Origin of the sequence: Brevibacillus borstelensis, assembly GCF_003710865.1 — a bacterium.
Taxonomy (GTDB): domain Bacteria; phylum Bacillota; class Bacilli; order Brevibacillales; family Brevibacillaceae; genus Brevibacillus; species Brevibacillus borstelensis.
In genome coordinates this window covers 51,574-69,694 of sequence record NZ_RHHO01000026.1, presented here as the reverse complement: position 1 = coordinate 69,694, position 18,121 = coordinate 51,574, and the positions used below count along the sequence as shown (strand labels likewise).

17 protein-coding genes are annotated in these 18,121 nt (G+C 49.1%); 12 read left to right on the top strand and 5 right to left on the bottom strand.

What is annotated here, in order from left to right; all coding sequences use genetic code 11:
• The first annotated feature begins 40 nt into the window (after positions 1-40).
• The 3 genes from EDM54_RS26475 to EDM54_RS13360 all read left to right on the top strand — a co-directional run bounded on the left by EDM54_RS26475 (position 41) and on the right by EDM54_RS13360 (position 2,139).
• Complete coding sequence (locus EDM54_RS26475) at positions 41-211, top strand: hypothetical protein (protein ID WP_003385677.1); 171 nt, start codon at positions 41-43, stop codon at positions 209-211.
• A 117-nt stretch (positions 212-328) separates the two neighbouring features.
• Positions 329-1,759, top strand: a complete 1,431-nt coding sequence (locus EDM54_RS13365; RefSeq protein WP_031932869.1) for an ATP-binding protein — start codon at positions 329-331, stop codon at positions 1,757-1,759.
• Positions 1,760-1,836: 77 nt separating this feature from the next.
• Positions 1,837-2,139 carry a DUF1292 domain-containing protein gene (locus EDM54_RS13360; protein ID WP_003385675.1) on the top strand — a complete coding sequence of 101 codons (303 nt, stop codon included), beginning with the start codon at positions 1,837-1,839 and terminating at the stop codon, positions 2,137-2,139.
• A gap of 53 nt (positions 2,140-2,192) precedes the next feature.
• Here the strand turns inward: EDM54_RS13360 and EDM54_RS13355 are convergent, their stop codons facing one another.
• Positions 2,193-2,570, bottom strand: coding sequence for a YflT domain-containing protein (locus tag EDM54_RS13355; RefSeq protein WP_003385674.1), 378 nt, complete (start codon positions 2,568-2,570; stop codon positions 2,193-2,195).
• 221 nt (positions 2,571-2,791) lie between these two features.
• Between EDM54_RS13355 and EDM54_RS13350 the strand changes: the two genes are divergently transcribed.
• The 7 genes from EDM54_RS13350 to EDM54_RS13320 all read left to right on the top strand — a co-directional run bounded on the left by EDM54_RS13350 (position 2,792) and on the right by EDM54_RS13320 (position 11,827).
• Positions 2,792-3,643 carry a hypothetical protein gene (locus EDM54_RS13350; RefSeq protein WP_003385673.1) on the top strand — a complete coding sequence of 284 codons (852 nt, stop codon included), beginning with the start codon at positions 2,792-2,794 and terminating at the stop codon, positions 3,641-3,643.
• Positions 3,644-3,677: 34 nt separating this feature from the next.
• Positions 3,678-4,805: an Rv1355c family protein gene (locus EDM54_RS13345; protein ID WP_039070989.1), complete on the top strand. Its 1,128-nt coding sequence runs from the start codon at positions 3,678-3,680 to the stop codon at positions 4,803-4,805.
• Between the two features lie 367 nt (positions 4,806-5,172).
• Positions 5,173-7,131 (top strand): DNA gyrase/topoisomerase IV subunit B, encoded by a 1,959-nt coding sequence (locus tag EDM54_RS13340; RefSeq protein ID WP_024984158.1) that lies wholly within the window; start codon positions 5,173-5,175, stop codon positions 7,129-7,131.
• Between the two features lie 2 nt (positions 7,132-7,133).
• On the top strand, positions 7,134-9,674 hold the full coding sequence (gene parC, locus EDM54_RS13335; protein ID WP_122958327.1) for a DNA topoisomerase IV subunit A: 2,541 nt from the start codon (positions 7,134-7,136) through the stop codon (positions 9,672-9,674).
• Between the two features lie 5 nt (positions 9,675-9,679).
• On the top strand, positions 9,680-10,006 hold the full coding sequence (locus EDM54_RS13330) for a hypothetical protein (protein ID WP_024984160.1): 327 nt from the start codon (positions 9,680-9,682) through the stop codon (positions 10,004-10,006).
• Between the two features lie 149 nt (positions 10,007-10,155).
• Positions 10,156-10,902 carry a GntR family transcriptional regulator gene (locus EDM54_RS13325; RefSeq protein ID WP_081607691.1) on the top strand — a complete coding sequence of 249 codons (747 nt, stop codon included), beginning with the start codon at positions 10,156-10,158 and terminating at the stop codon, positions 10,900-10,902.
• Positions 10,880-11,827 carry a DMT family transporter gene (locus EDM54_RS13320; RefSeq protein WP_003385666.1) on the top strand — a complete coding sequence of 316 codons (948 nt, stop codon included), beginning with the start codon at positions 10,880-10,882 and terminating at the stop codon, positions 11,825-11,827. The genes EDM54_RS13325 and EDM54_RS13320 overlap by 23 nt, the downstream gene beginning before the upstream one ends.
• 138 nt (positions 11,828-11,965) lie before the next feature.
• Here the strand turns inward: EDM54_RS13320 and EDM54_RS13315 are convergent, their stop codons facing one another.
• The 4 genes from EDM54_RS13315 to EDM54_RS26225 all read right to left on the bottom strand — a co-directional run bounded on the left by EDM54_RS13315 (position 11,966) and on the right by EDM54_RS26225 (position 14,900).
• Positions 11,966-12,433, bottom strand: a complete 468-nt coding sequence (locus tag EDM54_RS13315; RefSeq protein ID WP_003385664.1) for a hypothetical protein — start codon at positions 12,431-12,433, stop codon at positions 11,966-11,968.
• A 252-nt stretch (positions 12,434-12,685) separates the two neighbouring features.
• On the bottom strand, positions 12,686-12,856 hold the full coding sequence (locus EDM54_RS26470; RefSeq protein WP_161785217.1) for a hypothetical protein: 171 nt from the start codon (positions 12,854-12,856) through the stop codon (positions 12,686-12,688).
• 280 nt (positions 12,857-13,136) lie between these two features.
• Positions 13,137-13,358, bottom strand: a complete 222-nt coding sequence (locus tag EDM54_RS13310; protein WP_232425920.1) for a hypothetical protein — start codon at positions 13,356-13,358, stop codon at positions 13,137-13,139.
• A 1,104-nt stretch (positions 13,359-14,462) separates the two neighbouring features.
• On the bottom strand, positions 14,463-14,900 hold the full coding sequence (locus tag EDM54_RS26225) for a hypothetical protein (RefSeq protein ID WP_141334190.1): 438 nt from the start codon (positions 14,898-14,900) through the stop codon (positions 14,463-14,465).
• A 314-nt stretch (positions 14,901-15,214) separates the two neighbouring features.
• Between EDM54_RS26225 and EDM54_RS13295 the strand changes: the two genes are divergently transcribed.
• On the top strand, positions 15,215-15,418 hold the full coding sequence (locus EDM54_RS13295; RefSeq protein ID WP_122958326.1) for a hypothetical protein: 204 nt from the start codon (positions 15,215-15,217) through the stop codon (positions 15,416-15,418).
• A 196-nt stretch (positions 15,419-15,614) separates the two neighbouring features.
• Complete coding sequence (locus EDM54_RS13290; protein WP_122958325.1) at positions 15,615-18,014, top strand: AAA family ATPase; 2,400 nt, start codon at positions 15,615-15,617, stop codon at positions 18,012-18,014.
• The last annotated feature ends 107 nt before the right edge of the window (positions 18,015-18,121 follow it).

The window sequence follows — 18,121 nt, the reverse complement described above, 5'->3', positions numbered from 1 at the left end:
TTCATGTACAATAGGTTCATAGAAAAAGGGGGAATACGCGGTGAGTGATCAGGACATTCAGATTATCGATTTTGAAGAAATGCTCCGCTTCGTGGAACGCCGCCTGGCCGAGGCCGGGAAGTACGTGCAGCGGGATGCGATCATTATGATCCTTCAAGCAGAAGAAGCGTTTTTGATGGAAAAAGGAGTCATTCAAGAAGTGAAAGAATAGCGATAGGGCAGCCTGCTTTGAGTAGGCTGCCTTTCTTTTTCGGAAAAAAAGAGGATACAGGAAAAAATGGCGAATACATGACCCATCTGAACATTGTTATAAAGGAGTGCTTTCCGGTTGCAAGCGCAAGAGAGGGATGGAAAGCAGGCGATCGATCTGTATCGGGATGAACTGCGCCGGACCATACAAAATGTACATAATCTGATTTTCAAGTACAAACGCGGCGAAGATGGGTCTTTTATTTTTACGTTGTCAGAAGGTAAGCTGGCCAGGGATTTTGGGCTGACGACTGAATCAATCGGCCAAAAAAAGCTGCAAGAGATCTTGCTGACCTGTAACGAGGAAAAAATACTCCCTTTGTATGAACGTGCTTATGCAGGTCAAATTGTCGAATACGAAGCCTCGATCGGCGATCGGATATTTACAACGACATTGGCGCCGATTACGGATTCTGGCGACGTTGTGGAAGTAGTCGGTTCGCTTACAGAGATTACCGAACGAAAACAAATGGAACGAGAATTGAAAGAAACGGAAGAACTGTACCGCAGTCTTGTAGAAGACACGCTGGTTGGCGTATACATCGCCTATGTGAACGAACCCGGCTTTGTCTACGTAAATCCGCATATGGCGGATATGTTTGGGTATACTCAGGAAGAGCTGATGAAGCTGGGAATGGACGAAGTCATCCTCCCCGTGGAAACAGCCGATGAAACAACAAACAGCCACAAGGATACCAGTCACTCGATGCGCTATCCTTTTCGCGGATTGCGAAAGGATGGGAGCACAGTCGAGCTGGAAGTGCTGCAAAAAACGACGGTGTACAAAGGGCTTCCGGCAGTGATCGGCATTTTGCTTGATGTAACCGAAAGAAAACAGGCCGAGGAAATGCTGCGAAAGTCGGAGATGCTCTCCATTATCGGGCAACTCGCTGCCGGTGTCGCTCATGAGATTCGCAATCCGCTTACCTCGTTGAAAGGCTTCCTCCACCTATTGCAATCCCGCTATGAAGACAAACCGAAATACTACGACATCATGCTCTCTGAGCTAAACCGGATTGAGCATATCGTGAGCGAGTTTCTCGTCTTGGCCAAACCTCACAACGTTGTCTTTAATCTCCATGACATCCGTCCCATGCTGGAGCAGATCATCCTGCTCGCGGAAACGCACGCGATTATGCACGATGTACAAATTGTCACGAAATATGATGCAGACCTGCCCCCGGTTCGCTGCGAAGAAAATCAGTTGAAGCAAGTATTTCTCAATCTGTTGAAAAACGCGATCGAGGCGATGCCTGACGGTGGAGAGGTGCATGTAGAGGTGGAGCGCGAGGACAATGTTGTAGTGGTCCGTTTCCGCGATCACGGCTGTGGCATACCGGAGGATCGATTGCCAAAGCTTGGCGAGCCCTTTTTTACGACGAAGGAAAAAGGAACGGGGCTGGGTCTGATGGTCAGCTATAAAATTATCAACAGCCTGGGCGGAAAAATCACGGTCAAGAGCAAGGAACGGGAAGGAAGCACGTTTGAGGTGAGGCTGCCTGTTGTCTAAGCTTATTTGCTTCCTGAGGAAAAAACCGGTATGATGGGAAGGAAGTAGCCAATTTCATCAATAAGGACGTGAACACATTGACCGCTGAGGAAAAAGACCTGGAACTGGGTGACGTCATCACGCTTGACGACGAAAACGGAGAGCCTTTGGGCGATTTCGAAGTCATCGCAATGTTCGAATTGAACGGGAAAGAGTACGTAGCCCTTACAGAAGCTGTCGAAGACGAGGATAGCGACGAGGATTTGGAAGAGGAAGTTGACATTTTCGTATTTCAAATAGACGGTGGCGAAATGGTACCGCTGGAAGAAAACGAGGAAGATGCCGTTTACAATAAGCTGAACGAAGTGCTTGAAGGCATCGAATTGATCGAGAACGAATAAGAAAGAAATGTACAAAAAGACCGCTGCATATACGAGCAGCGGTCTTTTTGTTGCTAATCGTTCATTTTGATGATGTTGTCCTTCAGATCGCGAACGACCAGCAGGCAGGTGTAATCGGTCTCTTGCAATTCCCGGACTAGCGCGGAAGCCTCATCCTTTGTCAAACCCAGCTTTTCGAGACGTGTCCGCAATTCTTCCCCGCCATTGTCGAAAAAGTGAGCCTTGCTGTCAATATTTCCAACTGCGCTCTCAAAATGAGTACTGTACTTGTAGTAATTGTCACGCTGATTGGAGTGATTTTTGTCCGGATTCCATTTGAGTACCCAGATATCGTCCTTGTGATAGCCGGAAGCATTCAGAGCCTGTATATCGGAGGCCAGCTCCTGGTCATAACGGTGAAATTTCACGAAAGGTTTCGTTGCGCTGATCAAGGAAGTTCCCCCTTTTTGCCTGCGGTTTTCGCTCATTCGTAGCTTGCCCATAACGATGAAAAACATCGTTTGGAAAATCATAGATAGATTTGGAGGAAAACGGAAATTTCTGTAGAACCATGTAATCAGGTAATTATTCCCATGCGACAGACGCGAGCTACCCCATCACGCCTTCCGAACCCGTCGTCTGGCAGGGAAGATGACAGGAGGAAGTTGTCACAATGCCAACGCCACATTCATTCTCTGTAACCGCCAAGCATGTGCCTCTACGTACCAGTCCTTACTCCGTGTTTCCCCTAAAACGATTTCAGCATCCCGATTCGTTCGCTTCCGTCCAGCTGAATCAGCTCTACCACTCACTGTCAAAACCATTGATGGAGAGGCCGGACGATGTCCTGAACAGCCGCCTGTATTACTGGGCAAGTCCGACACAGGCAGATGCGTCGGCGTGGTCACAGGTGCAGGATATTATCAGCTTCAGTTACAACTACCGGTATCTGAGCGATCCTACGCAATATGTTCCGATCGGTTACGAAGTAGATGACAAGTCGCAAGTTTTTACTGTCCAACAGGATTTGGGAAATGACTCTGTTGTTTTGGCCACGGCCCGGGCAGTCGTGGGATCAGAGCTTGATTGCTACGACTTATTTGAAGGGGTAGAGAGGAGGGAGAAGGCGGTAGAATTTGTCCGCTTTTCCTTCCATCCCATCCTGGATATGTTTCCCAAGGATCCGAATGCGACTATGTTCAAAATCCTTCAACTGCACAAACGATATATTTTTCGCATGCTTCTCTCCACGATGGTGGACTTCGCCCAAAGGGCCGAATGGGGGACGATGTTTATTATTCTCCCGCCCCATGTAAAGAAGTATATGGCGGAATCTGGATTCGGTCTGATTCCGGTTCCATTCGCGTTGCCAAGTGAGGCCAAAGAGTATGACGAGATGCGAAATACATTTTCAAAGTACTGGAAGCCGGGTGCTCCCGTGGAAGAGCAGCCCGCTCTGTACACTGTTTCGCCGCAAGTGGAGCCCTTTAAAAAAGAGCTGAATGGATACACGATCATTTTGTAATCAGGACAAGTCGTCTGAAAGCGGGGGATTATGCATGCATTCATTCCATGATTGGCACCCGGGAACGAAGCAAGAGGAAACGGGATTCGTTTGGCGTCCGGAGTTTTTTCGCTTGTCACGAATCGAAGACCAGCATCGTGTAAGCGAGCTGATGGAGACGGAACGTCCGGAAGTCATTGATCGTCTGCGTCCCCAATTGCAGGAGATGATCAAGGCGAAACATGCAGGGATACGCTTTTCGCCCGAGGAGCTGTCTGCCGCGGTGGACGAGTACCTCGGCTCCACACCCATCTCTTTTCATGGGGTATGGGTGTATTATCCGTGGAGGAATAAGCTGGTTCACTTGCTGGACGAAGAGGATTTCATTTTTGTGCGGACCAATCGGAACCGCAACAAAATAACGGCGGAGGAGCAAAAGCGGCTCTCTGAAAAAAGCATCGGCGTTATCGGGCTGTCTGTCGGTCAATCGATCGCCCTGACTTTGGCGATGGAAAGAAGCTGCGGTGAAATCCGGATCGCCGATTTTGATACATTGGAGCTTTCCAATTTAAACCGCATCCGGGCCGGTGTCTTCCAGCTCGGGCTGCCCAAGTGGGTGATTACGGCGAGGGAAATTGCGGAAATTGACCCATATCTGCGGGTAGTTTGCTATCCGGAAGGTATTACAGAAGAAAATATCGAACGCTTCTTATGGGATGGCGGCAAATTGGATATTCTCGTAGATGAGTGCGACAGCCTCAATATTAAAATTCTCGCCAGGGAGAAAGCGCGGCTGCATGGAATACCAGTCGTCATGGATACGAGCGACCGCGGATTATTGGACGTCGAACGCTTTGATCTGGAGCCGGACCGCCCCATCCTTCACGGATTGGCGGAAGGTTTGGATTACAGCCGGCTGCAGGGGTTGTCCGACCAGGAGAAGATTCCCGCCGTTTTGAAAATCGTCGGTTATGAAACGATGTCTGAACGGCTCAAGGCGTCTTTGCAGGAGGTGGGGAAGAGCATTATGACCTGGCCCCAGCTTGCCTCGTCTGTTTCTCTGGGAGCCGCAGTGGGCGCAGATGTTTGCCGCAGAATCTCGTTGGGGCAATTTACCGGTTCAGGCCGGTACTTCGTCGATATGGAGGAAATCGTTTCCGACAGGCAGGAGAATCTTGTGTAGGCTTTTGCAAAAAAACATGTCACCAGCCATCTCGCGCAGCGTGAGATGGCTTTCTGTTGCGCCAAATGGATCGCAAGCACCCGCGGAACCACTCTATTCGCGATGACTCGTCAGCAGTTACCGTTTTGAATGGTGAGAGTTTGCTGGCAGCATTGTCGGCAAAAGCGCGCCGCACTGGGGATTCGATACATTTTTTTTGATCGGCATATACGCATTCGCAAGTCTTTTTCCGTCCGAAATGGCGGCTAAACATTGAATACAATGGTTTCCATACGGTACAATAGCGATTAAGTGTTCGCTTTTATAACGAGACTTCGCCAGCGACCTTGGCGGAACTGCAGTGAAAGAAGTAGAGGGGAGAAAGCGCTTGAAGGAAACAGATGCACTCCGATATACCGAAGAAGACATTCAGGTTCTAGAAGGATTGATAGCCGTCCGCAAGCGGCCGGGGATGTACATAGGTTCTACGGGCAGTCGCGGTCTTCACCATCTTTTGTGGGAGATCGTTGACAATGCTAAGGATGAGGCGTTAGCCGGATTTAACGATAAGATCATTGTAACTTTACATAAAGACGGAAGTGTCAGCGTGGAAGACCACGGCCGGGGAATTCCGACCGGCATGCACAAGACTGGACGTCCTGCGCCCGAGGTCATTTTCACGACCCTGCACGCCGGCGGAAAATTTGGCGGCGGAGGCTACAAAAAGAGCGGCGGGCTGCATGGCGTAGGCTCCAGTGTGGTTGTGGCGCTGTCGAAATGGCTGGAAGTAGAGATTCACCGCGAGGGCTCGGTGCACAAGCAAAAATTTGCCTATGTCGTGGACGAGGCAGGAAATGAACATGTGGGCAAGCCGGTAACGGATCTCGTTATTACCGGAAAAACAAGACGTACGGGTACGACGGTTCGCTTTTTGCCGGACGAGGCGGTCTTTGGAAACGCTCGCTTTGACTATGAATTGATTCGCGACAGGTTCCGCGAGACTGCCTTTTTGCTGAAGAAACTGCGGATGGTACTGATCGATGAGCGGGGTCCGGAGAAAAAGCAGGAGGAATTTTACTTCGAGGATGGCCTCAAGTCCTATGTCGAATATTTAAACGAAGGCAAGCATACCCTCCATCCGGTCGTTTACTTCGAAGGGGAAAAGGATAACGTCTACGTGGAGCTTGCATTTCAATACAACGACGGCTACACAGAGACCCTCGTCTCGTACGTAAACTCGATTCCGACCACGGATGGCGGTACGCATGTGACAGGCTTCCGCAACGGGACGACCCGGGTATTTAACGAGTTTGCCCGAAAAAAAGGCTACCTGAAGGAAAAGGACGCCAACCTGACAGGGAACGACCTGCGGGAAGGCTTCCTCGGGGTTCTGTCTTTGCAGATGGCTGACGTCCAGTTTGAATCCCAGACCAAAGACAAACTCGGGAACGAAGAAGCGCGGACAATCGTGGAGCAGATCGTCTCGGAAAAGCTGGGCTTTTTCCTGGAAGAAAACCCGGAAGTCGGAAAGCTGCTCGTAGACAAGGCCATTCGTTCGGCAGAAATCAGGGAAGAGCTGCGAAAACAGCGGGAGGCTTTGCGCGGAGACAAAAAGAGCAAAAATACAAAGAAACGCAAGTCCATTTCGGAGAAGTTTGCTCCACCGCAATATAAAGACCCGAAGCGCAATGAATTGTTCCTCGTGGAGGGGGATTCTGCCGGAGGCTCGGCCAAGCAAGCACGGAGCTCCGAATTTCAGGCGATCTTCGGATTGAGGGGAAAACCGCTCAATACAGAGAAAGCCAAGCTTTCCGATGTCCTATCCAACGAGGAATTCCGCACAGTGCTGGAAGTGCTGGAAACGGATATCGGCGAAGACTTTTCGATCGAGAATTGCGCGTTCAACAAAATCATCATCATGTCTGACGCAGACGTCGATGGATCGCATATTCAGACCTTGCTGCTCACTTTCTTTTTCCGCTATATGCAGCCTCTGATTGCAGCCGGGCATCTCTATATCGCCCAGCCGCCTTTGTATCAGGTGAAAAAAGAGGGGCGGGGAAAGGCGGAATCGATATATTGCTGGAGTGATTACGAACTGGAACAAGCCCTCAAAAAGCTTGGCCGCGGTGCTGAAGTGCAGCGCTACAAAGGTTTGGGCGAGATGAATCCGGATCAGCTGTGGGAAACGACGATGAATCCGGAAACGCGCAAACTGATCAGGGTTCAACTGGAAGACCTGGCCCACTGCGAAAAACTGGTGACGGTACTGATGGGCGACAAGGTACCGCCCCGCAGAGAGTGGATTGAAAGCCACGTCACCTTTGAAGTGGGGGAGGATGAATAAGCATGCTGTCCAATCAAATTATCGAACAAAGCTTTGCGGAAATCATGGGAAAACGCTTTGGCGATTATGCCAATCTGGTCATCCTGTCCCGCGCGATCCCCGATGCGCGCGATGGCTTGAAGCCGGTGCAGCGCCGTATTTTGTACGCGATGTACCAAGAGGGAAACACCCATGACAAGCCGTACCGGAAATCGGCGAAAACAGTCGGTTACGTGATGGGGACGTACCATCCGCACGGAGATGCCGCCATTTATGAAACGATGGTCCGCATGGCGCAATGGTGGAAAATGCGCCAGGTGCTGATTCAGGGGCATGGCAACTTCGGCAGCCTCGATGCCGACCCGCCTGCGGCGATGCGTTATACCGAGTCCCGTCTTTCGGCGCTCGCCAACGAAATGCTGCGGGACATCGAGAAAGATACCGTTACCTTCATCCCGAACTACGACAATTCGGCGGAGCAGCCGGCAGTGCTGCCGTCCCGTTTCCCCAATCTGCTTGTGAACGGAGCTTCGGGGATTGCCGTAGGGTTTGCCACGGATATTCCGACACATAATCTCGGCGAAGTGATTGATGCGGCCATTGCTCAAATGAAAAAGCCGGACATCAGTCTGGATGAGCTGATGACCTACGTAAAAGGGCCAGATTTCCCGACAGGGGGAATCGTCCAAGGGATCTCCGGCATTCGCAAGGCTTTTGAAACAGGGCGCGGACAGTTCATCATCCGCGGCAGAACCCATGTCGAGGAGCCAAAGGGAGCCAAGGTGAAGAAAATCGTCATCTCGGAAATTCCTTACGACGTGGTCAAGTCCAAGCTGGTTGCCCAGATCGATGAGCTCGTCATGGAGCGAAAAATCGAAGGGGCTCTTGCCGTCCGGGACGAGACCGGCCGCAAGGAGGCGGAGCAGAAAAAGGTGCGGATCGTCATCGACATCAAGAAGGATGTGGATGAGACACCGATCTTGAACTATCTTTACAAAAACACCGACTTGCAAATTTATTACAACTACAACATGAACGTCATTCACGAAGGCACGATTCGCCAGATGGGATTAAAAGAGCTGCTCGTCGCCTACATCGATCACCAGAAGGAAGTCGTGACCAGGCGTACCCAGTACGACCTCGATCGAAAATCCAAGCGCGAGCACGTGGTGGAAGGCCTGATTCGGGCGAAATCGATCTTGCGGCAGGTCGTGGATACGATCATGGACTCGGAAGATCGGGCCGATGCCAAGAAAAACATCATGGAGAAGTACGGCTTTACCGATCCGCAGGCCGATGCCATTCTAAGCATCCAGCTCGCTTCCTTGACCCGCCTGGACATCGTCAAGCTGGAAAAAGAGCTGGAGACGCTTGCCAAGGAGATTGCCGAGCTGAAATCGATCCTGGAGAGCGAGAAAAAGCTGATCCAGGTAATTACGTCCGAGCTGAACGAGATCAAAAAGAAGTACGCAGATCCACGTTTGACAGAAATACAGGGCGAGATCGAGGAAATCAAGGTGGATATCGCCATGCAGATCAATGCGGAGGATTGCATCGTCACCCTGACCAACGAAGGCTACATCAAGCGGACAAGTCCGCGTTCGTTCAAGTCGATGGGAGGGACGATCGATACGTGTGGAGTGAAGGAAGGAGACCGGGTCCGTTACTTCATCGAGACGAACACGTCCCATACAGCGCTGTTTTTCACGCAGGATGGCAAGTATTTTGCCACATTGGTGCATGCCATTCCTGACGACAAATGGAAAGACATCGGCACGGCGCTCGTCAACATCATTCCGCTTGAAAAGCATCAGCGCGTAATCGGTTTTGCGATCGTGGAGAACTTCAAGCAGCCGTTGCAAATCGTTCACATGAGCCGCTCGGGTCTCGTGAAGAAAACGGCTTTGAGCGAGTACGAAACGAATCGTTCCGGCGCGCTGGTAGCGGCCAAGCTGAAATCCGAAGAGGATGAGTATGTCGCTGCGTTTGCGGCGGAGGAGAAGGGAGCATTCCTCGTCGTCACGAAAGACGGGATGGGCATCCGCTTCTTGAAGAGCGACGTAAGCCCGACTGGACGGGCTTCCAGCGGTGTCAAGGCGATCACCCTCGCAGCAGGCGATCATGTGGTCGGGGTATTGCCGATCGAAGAGAAAGATCCGCGGGTATTCAGCATTTTGACTGCAGAAGGGACCCTGAAGCGCACCTATTTGGAGAGCATCCCCTTGCAGGGAAGGGCCGGAAAAGGGGTGCAGCTCATCCGCAAACGGAAAACGCATCCCCATATGGTGGTCGCCGTGACTGTCGAAGAGACCCTCTATGCCTTGACAGACAAACAGGAGTGGGTACAGGTACAGGCTGAACAGGTTGGCATCACGGAACAAGGCGGTATTGGCAGGGCCGCAGTCGAAGGAGAAGTCCGCAGCGTCGCATATGAAGCGGTTCTGACTGGCGAAGAGGAGGACGCTTCCTCAAAAGTCAATGAAGAACTGCAGGCCGCTCCACGCGGTGAGGAGAAAAAACCGCTGATCCAGCAAAGCTTGTTTGACGACCCAGAAAAGGAATGATCGGAATGGGAGTGCCTTTTGAAGCGTTTGTATCGCAATTGACTCAGCAGCAAGTATCCCTGCTCGCTGATACGGTTCAGTATTTCGCAGATGCGCCCAAGCTCCTGTCCATTCCGGATGAGCAAGGGAATCGGGTAGCCGTGCCGATTTTGCCCGAGACGATGGGCAGCTTGCTGGCGGCTTTTTCAGACGGAACGGAAGCGAAGAAACTGACGTTTGGATTCCGCTGGGAGGATGATGGAGGAGATGGAACTGGCACGCTGGTCATCGCTTTGCCAAACGGTTCTGAGCTCCGTCAGCCGACCGTCCTTTCACAATTTTCACCTGTCTAAAAAAAGCGCAGCTTTCGCGTGAGAACCCCCGACACCGGGGGTTTTTGCATTCCAAGGAGATGTTTTCATGGCGGAAATGTCCTCATGTTCTTGACAATGAAATATATATGCGATATATTTCTGACAAATCAGAAAGAGGGTGTAAGCACATGCCAATCCCGAGAGGATATCAATCACCTGTACGGATGTCTGCAAAAGAAAAAGCATTTCACCAACTCCAGCGCTGGATCATTGATGGAACACTGGAGCCGGGTGAGCAATTATTCGATGCAGAGTTATCGGAAGCGCTGGGAATCAGCCGGACGCCGGTCCGAGAAGCGCTGCAATTGCTCCAGACCCAGGGATTCATCGAGACGTACCCTGGCAGAGAAACCAAAGTCACGACCATTACCAAAGAGGACGTGCCGAAAATATACCCGCCGCTTGCCGCTCTTCAGGCACTGGCTGCCGAAGAAGCTGCGAGGAAAATAGCGACCGGAGATATCCGCAGGCTGGTCGATGTCAATAACGATTACCGGACTGCGATCGGAGAGGAGCAGTTGTTTCAAGCGATGGAGCATGACGAGCAGTTTCATGATTTGATCTTGGAGATTGCGGACAACCCGTACATTACGCAATTTTCATCCATCCTGCAACTCCACGTGCGCCGCTTGAAATACGTATTTCTGCAACAACCCGTGGGGTCCAAAACAGAATCGGTGCTTGAGCATGAACGGATGATCCGCGCGTTTGAGAATCGGGACAGTGAAACGGCTGCAGCAATCATGAGACAAAACTGGCTGCGCCCGATGCAAGAGGTGTATGAGGTGTTGGTACGAGCGGAGCAGGATAGCAGCAGTCAAAAAAGGCGGATCAGCAAAGGGGATAACGGAAGTGAAAACCGAAACAGCCAATAAAGATTGGAGCATATACATTTGGATGTTTACCGTTCCGCTTTTCTGGGGAGGGGCTTTCGGGGCGGCCCAGCACGTCATCACGGAAGTTCCGCCGATAACCGCAGCCGCTTTTCGTTTTGGAACGGCCGGTCTGATTCTCTTTGTCTTTACACTTCTGCGCGGCGAGTGGCAGGTGGCGGAAATGAAAAAACATTGGCTGGGCCTTTTGTTAATGTCAGTCACAGGAGTGTTCGCCTACAATGCGTTGTTTTTTATCGGACTTTCCTATACATCGGCGATTAACGGGTCATTGATTATGGCGAACTCCCCTGTATTGATTACGCTGGGGGCTGTCTTGTTTTTAAAGGAATCGTGGAATAAGAAGCTTGGGATTGGCTTGCTGTTGTCGCTTTCCGGCGTTTTCCTCGTGATTGTCAAGGGCTCGTGGGAAGCGATGACTTCTTTGTCGTTTAATGCAGGTGATTTGTTGTTTCTGTCGGCGCTCCTATGCTGGGCGCTTTACGGCTTGATCGGCAAGGTCGTGATGAAAGGGGTATCGCCGTTATTGACAACTGCGTCGACAACGATGGCAGGCGCGTTTTTTCTCATCGTATGGTCCTTTACAGCGGGCGGCTGGGATCGTGTACCGCACATGTCCGGTCAAGCATGGGGAGAAATGGCTTATATGACGATTTTCGCGACGATTCTCGCCTTTTTTCTCTGGAATCAGGGTATTCACCGTCTCGGAGCCAGCAAAGCCAGCATCTACATGAACCTGGTGCCGATCAATGCTTGTTGGATCGCCGTTCTTTTTTACGGCTCGAGCATGACCTGGGTCCAGTGTATCGGGATCGTCCTGGTCATTGCAGGCGTGTGTACGGTGACACTTGGCAGCGGGAGAAAAGCGACTGATCGGCGAGCAGAACAGATAGCGGGAAGGGTTTGATGTTTGAGAGAAAGTGTTTAGGGAGATGGAGGAAACATCAGTTTTTTTTGCAGGATATTAGTGTGGTGAGAGGCTGTTATATAAGTAGTTACAACTAGAAAATAAACCACTCAGGCTGCTCCTGAGTGGTTTTTATCTTTAGTCAATTTTGACGGTGTAAATGTCATAACTTGTATCTGCATTTAAGTTGGTTAATACTGATTCGACAGCGATATAGTAATCTCTGCCTGCGTCTACCGTCACATCAAAATACTTATTTGGGTTATCATACGTAATTGTTGCAACTGTTCCCACTCCATCACCACGTAAAGTCAATTCATAATATTGCGAAGAGGAATGAGAAAAAATAAAACGATATTTTCCAGAGGTCAAGGGAGTAAATTTAAACCAGTCCGCGGCATCATCCCTGCCCAATGATCCAGAAATTTGACTTCCGTCAGCTATAACAAACAGATTAGCGTCTGCTCTTTTGTTGTTCGGCTCCCTATCCAAGAAGATCGCTTGTGGTTTGATAACAGCATTAGTCGTGGACTCACTTGCTGAGGCAACAACGGCTACACTAGAGGCTAATGCCACGCTGAGAAGGCTGAAAACTACTTTTTTCATTCAGGACCCTCCTAAAATTTGGTATACCCTATTATTACCATTTTGTGATTATGCTGTAAACTAAAAAGCTAAATTTCATATAATGTTCATAATTGTTTGGTGTTCTATCTTTACAGACTAGTTAATATTTGGTAGTAAAATGCCAATAAATTCTTAGAATTCAATATAAGTATGGGAGAGAGCTGCTTAGCTGTCTCATACTACAAATGAAAGAAAGTTAAAAAGCCTCCACCTTTAGGTGAAGGCAAGCTATTAATCGGCTGGGTTTTCGTTTTCCGCTGCACGCTCCCCAGGAGCCGAGAACATTTGATTTTGTTCTCGTTCAATTGCAGCAGATTCGTCTGGAGAAGTGCTTTGAATGGCTTCAGATGCTTGATTAATGGTCATAGCTGCAGGTGTTTCTCGTTCATCTCGTTTTACCATGAATTGGTCACCTCCTCAATACCATTAATGTGCACAGGTGTGTGGAGGAGTATCCAAACGGCGGCATCGATCGATCAAGAAAAGCTGGAAAACCTTTATGGGGCGGGCAAGCACAATTTTGAGTGGGATTTCTTTTATCGTCCATGCTCTGCTGCGGCGGAAAATATGGGGAGAGAGGATCTAGTTTGTGAAAGGTCTCGGGTTTTTCTCGTACGCGATAGCCGGAATGGAGGGAGAAAAAAGTGGTGCCAGCGACCAACCTGGATCGGAGGGTAACAGCCTACTGTGGATAACGCTTCCCATGATCTCCAAACAGCTCCCGAACAGCGTTGTAATCTCTCATATGCATATCACTGAATACAATCGCCACTTCACCAGGTGCCAACTGCAATCGAACGGAAGGCTGTTCAATACGAAAAGGCAGTTCCATGGCAATCAAAGCTTCTTTCAAAAAGGCAACGTCACCCCAAGGGACCGGATAGTAAAATGATTTTTCCAACACAATCACTCCTCTAGTACAGAGTACACGAGTGAGCGAACAGAAAAAAGCCGGGAATAGAATCTCAATTACGTTCCATTGACTCTTTTCCATCATGGTGACTCTGTACATGAGGTTTAGCATGTTTGAAGCTATATAAAGGTCGTATCAAGAGTTGGGAAGCTATTAAAGATAAGAAATACGTAATAGATGGATCAGAGGTTGTTAAAGCATTGGTGACGATCCAGTACAAAAAAATAGAGCAAGAAAGGGTAAAGAACAAGTATTCAAGTTTCATGGTTGCCCCCTTTATGGATGTAGTCTTTAATCTTTTCAAACTGCTGATGTAGCAAAAAAGGATTCGTATAAGGATATTTCAGCGGACTTATTACAATGAAGTCATATATGTGCTATGAAGGACACGGTTTACGTACATTATTCGTTTGCCCCTAATGATGTCGTCACAGACATGCTTGTTCGAACAATCTCTATAGTTCCTTAGCAAGTCCCCAAATAAAAGATGCCAACAAGATTGCGAAAATAACAGTTATGGTTACAAAAACAAGTTTGGTCTTAATATAGGAGCTTATAAGCAGGCTACATAATGCTATCCCGATATTTTCACGGTTATATCGAGTAAGCCTGTATTTGTTGAGTCTGTATAGTAAGACGGTAAGCATAAAGCTAACCAACAAGGGTGGAAAAACATCCATAAAATCATCCTTTAACTCAAGATCATTTCGACCAAATTATACCATGTATAGACGATGCCCAGTATCCTATCTTAGGTAAATCAATACAGACGCGTATTATTTCTGTACGATTGGATGTGCATCAATAGGTTCAACTGTTGCAGGAAAAGTTTCCCACAGCACTGGTAGCTGTCATGAAACATAACAATCGATGTACTAGATTGGTCTATAAGGAAGTGAATCATCATTAATCATTGTTCTAATTTTATCGGCAAAGTTGAAATTATGTACTTTTCATAGGTTGAGGTTTTAAAAGTTCCTATATTCCACTTTTTTTCGTTTTGCAATTCCATAGCCAAGCGTCTTATTGACGAGAAACTGAGTATAAAAGTAATAAGAGGCCGTCCAATGGACAACCTCTTACTAACATAATTTTTTATGGAGTGGTAGCAGTCAGTGTGATAGCTGTTTTGCCATATTGTCTACTTGATACCTTCACATAATAGGCTCCGACAGGCAGAGGCTCTCTACTTGTGAATTGGAAAGAACCATTTCCTTCAAATCTAGCTCCTCCCCAAGTAGTAGACCAACCAGCAGCTTCATCTCTTACAATTAAATAAGTAACACTTGAGTCATAACTTTTATTATTCTGAGTTGTATTAAATACTACAGTTCCAGGTGTATTGACATAGAAGTAAACTGATTCAGCAGATGAATCTTTAGTGAGTGAAAATACTTCTAAAATTTTGACAGTAGTAGAGGCGGGAGTCACCGTGTCTGAGGTCGATTGATTGTCGGTTGCAAGTGCATTAGCCGGGATTAATAAAGATGCCGACAGCAAAGCAGTCGCCGTAAACCTTGAAAGTTTCTTCACATTCATTACCTCCTTTTTTACCATAACCTATTATTACCATTAATGTTTATGAAAGTAAACTAATAAGGTTAATTTAACAGAATATTCAAATATTTGTACATAATTGTATTTACATAATAGAGATTATATGGTAGAGGTTATTTTTGGTTGTAAAAAAATCGAGTGTTATACTGATCGGCAAAAATCGGCAGCCCTCTTTGGGTGAAAATGCTTATGTTTGCACCTTTATGAAAGTTTCGCATGTTACAAGAATAGAGGGACTCGACATGATGGAAATCGAATCGTGACACACTATAGCAGGAGGTGTGCCGACAATGGAACAATGTATAGAAGTGAACGGAAGGGAATACCAGTTTGCCGCTACATATGACGGAGACGCCCAGTACAATGTTCAGGTGCTGAGCGGAGACAAGCTGATCACGATGTTTAAAATCGCTGCGGATTCCGAGGAGGATGTATTTAAAGCGGCAAAAGCCCATTTCCAGGCTGACGTGGAACTGGGTCATATCGATATATAGCGTCAAGGTAAAAATGACTGGCAGCCGCTCTTCGTGAGTCAGGCTGTCTTTCTCTGTTTCCACGACCTGTATCAGTACAATTCAGCAGACAATATCAAGGAATAAAGCCTTCCAAAGGTTCCTGTTCTTTTCACTTTGCTCAAAATATGATACAACAGGAGGTGAAACTGATTGTACGGATGGGAGAGGACCTTCGATGCAGCAACAGAACGTACCGGACAGTCTGAAACAAATATGGATGTGGCGGGACCAACCTCATGATACAAAAGAAGTGACAGAGGGTGAGCTTCTGTCCGCGCTGCAATTGGTCGAGGATTTGCGAAAAAACGGTCAATTTGCTCGTACCAGCGAAGCGGAAGCGGTCGTTCTGACATTGCTTGCCTCCAAGCGAATGAAAAAGCCGGGAGGCCATACGCTGGCGGCGGAGTGGCTGGACAGAGCGATCTCGCTGGATCCCTCCTTTGAATTGGCTCTGAAATGCCGTCTTCGGCTGTACGAGCTGCAACTGAAAGAACATCGGTTTCAGCAAGGCTATCCATCTGTGCGCGAGACTGATAACGCTGTCAGCCGACGCAAAAACTTGGAAATTCTCCAGGAAGCAGGCCGAGCAGAGCTGGTGGAGCTGGACGGGTGGCGCAAACTGGCGGCTGAAGCCGGGGAAGCTGCAAGACGGGTCGGGGAAAGCGAAACGGCTGAGAGATTGGCCGTACTAGGGGCTTTGTACGCAGAAAGAAAGCGGCTGCTAGAGGTAATGCTGGAGCGTGCAGAGGAGTACGCTGCTTCCCTGCGCGGGCTGTTTTATTCCGGTGAATCACTTGCGTCTCTGCAGGAAGCGATACGGGCATTGGCTGCTCAGAACGAAAAGAGGGCGGCACTGTTTGATACAAATAACGAGGCTGATGCCGCTGACGAGCCGGTAGGGAAACTTTCTGCGCTGGAAGAGCTGGAAGCTTTGATCGGTTTGCAGGAAATCAAGGATCGGGTCCGCTCGCTGGCAAACTTTCTCCGCTATCGCCAAATGCGGGAGGAGAAAGGTTGGCATATGCGGGACCAAATTCCGCTCCACCTCGTTTTCATGGGCAATCCGGGAACGGGGAAAACGACTTTGGCCAGACTCATCGCCAGACTTTATCACGAGCTTGGCTTGCTGGAGCGCGAAGACGTCGTCGAGGTGGACCGCTCTCATTTGGTGGGGGCATACGTGGGACAGACAGAGCAGAAGGTGATGGATGCCGTAAAACGGGCGGAGGGCGGCGTCTTGTTTATTGATGAAGCTTACAGCCTGAAGCGGCCGGACAGCTCCGGCAGCGATTACGGGCAGGCAGCCATCGATACGCTGGTTGCAGCGATGACCGGCGGCGAGTACGCAGGCCGTTTTGTCGTCATGATGGCCGGCTATCCCGAGGAAATGCGGCAGTTTCTGTACGCTAATCCCGGACTCCGCAGCCGCTTTCCGGAAACAGGACATTTTCTTCTTCCCGATTACAGTACGGAAGAGCTTCTGCTCATTGCCGAGCAAGTCGCGAGCCGCAATGATTTTACGCTGACAACAGAAACTCGCACTGCTCTCCGGGAGCGTATCGAACAGGCTCAGGTAGACCATACCTTTGGCAATGCCCGTACGGTTCAAAACATTGTTCTGGACGCCATTTTTGCCAAAGGACGAGAGGTGGATGGTGAAAAAGAGCTGGATTGGCATGATTTTACCATTCTCAGCCAGGAGGATGTTCTGCCCAAGCGGGGCGAGCAGAAGTCTGATAGTGCCTGGGAAAAGCTATCCAATTTGATCGGCTTGGAGCAAGTAAAGGCGGAGCTGTTGAAGATTTCATCGTTTGTGGACGTTCAGCGCAAGCGCAGTGCGATCGGGCTGCCTGCCTTGCCTATTGAACTCCACGCGGTATTCACGGGGAACCCGGGAACCGGAAAAACGACGGTTGCGGCCTTGTATGCCGAAAGGTTGAAAGAAATCGGCTACTTGAAACGCGGACATCTGGTTACAGTTGGCAGGGCTGATCTGGTTGCCGGATATGTAGGCCAGACGGCGGCATTGACCAGGAGGAAGGTCCGCGAAGCGTTGGGCGGTGTCCTGTTTATCGATGAGGCTTACGCTTTGGCCGAAGGAAGCGAAACGGATTTTGGCCATGAAGCGATCCATACGTTAGTGGAGGAAATGACCAGACACCAAGAAAATCTGGTGGTCATTCTCGCAGGCTATCCTCTGGAAATGCAGCGATTTATGGCAAGCAACCCGGGACTTTACTCGCGTTTCAAAAAGTACATTCCGTTCCCGGATTACACTACGGATGAATTGGTGCAAATGCTCCGGCTGGCGGTATATCAAAGGGGCTATCTGGTTCACGACAAAACGGTGGAAACGATCCGGACTTATTTGGAGCGGGCAGCCGCAAGCCATCAGCTGCACGGGAACGGCAGGCTCGTCCAAAATCTCGTTCAGGAAGCGATGCAAAATCAAGCGGTAAGATTAACGAGCAAGCAGGCAGCGGAATGGACACGCGATACGCTGAGCATGCTGGAATGGGAAGACTTTGCCCCGTTGTTTTTAGCGACAGGGGATGCAAACGAAAACATAGAGTGATTCATTGCGAGGGACTTTCGTCTCTCTTTTTTTTCTATTTTTAGCCCCAAAGGACACATTTCTACAAGACATATTTTTATCAACAAGAATATCCTTTCTGATTTCCA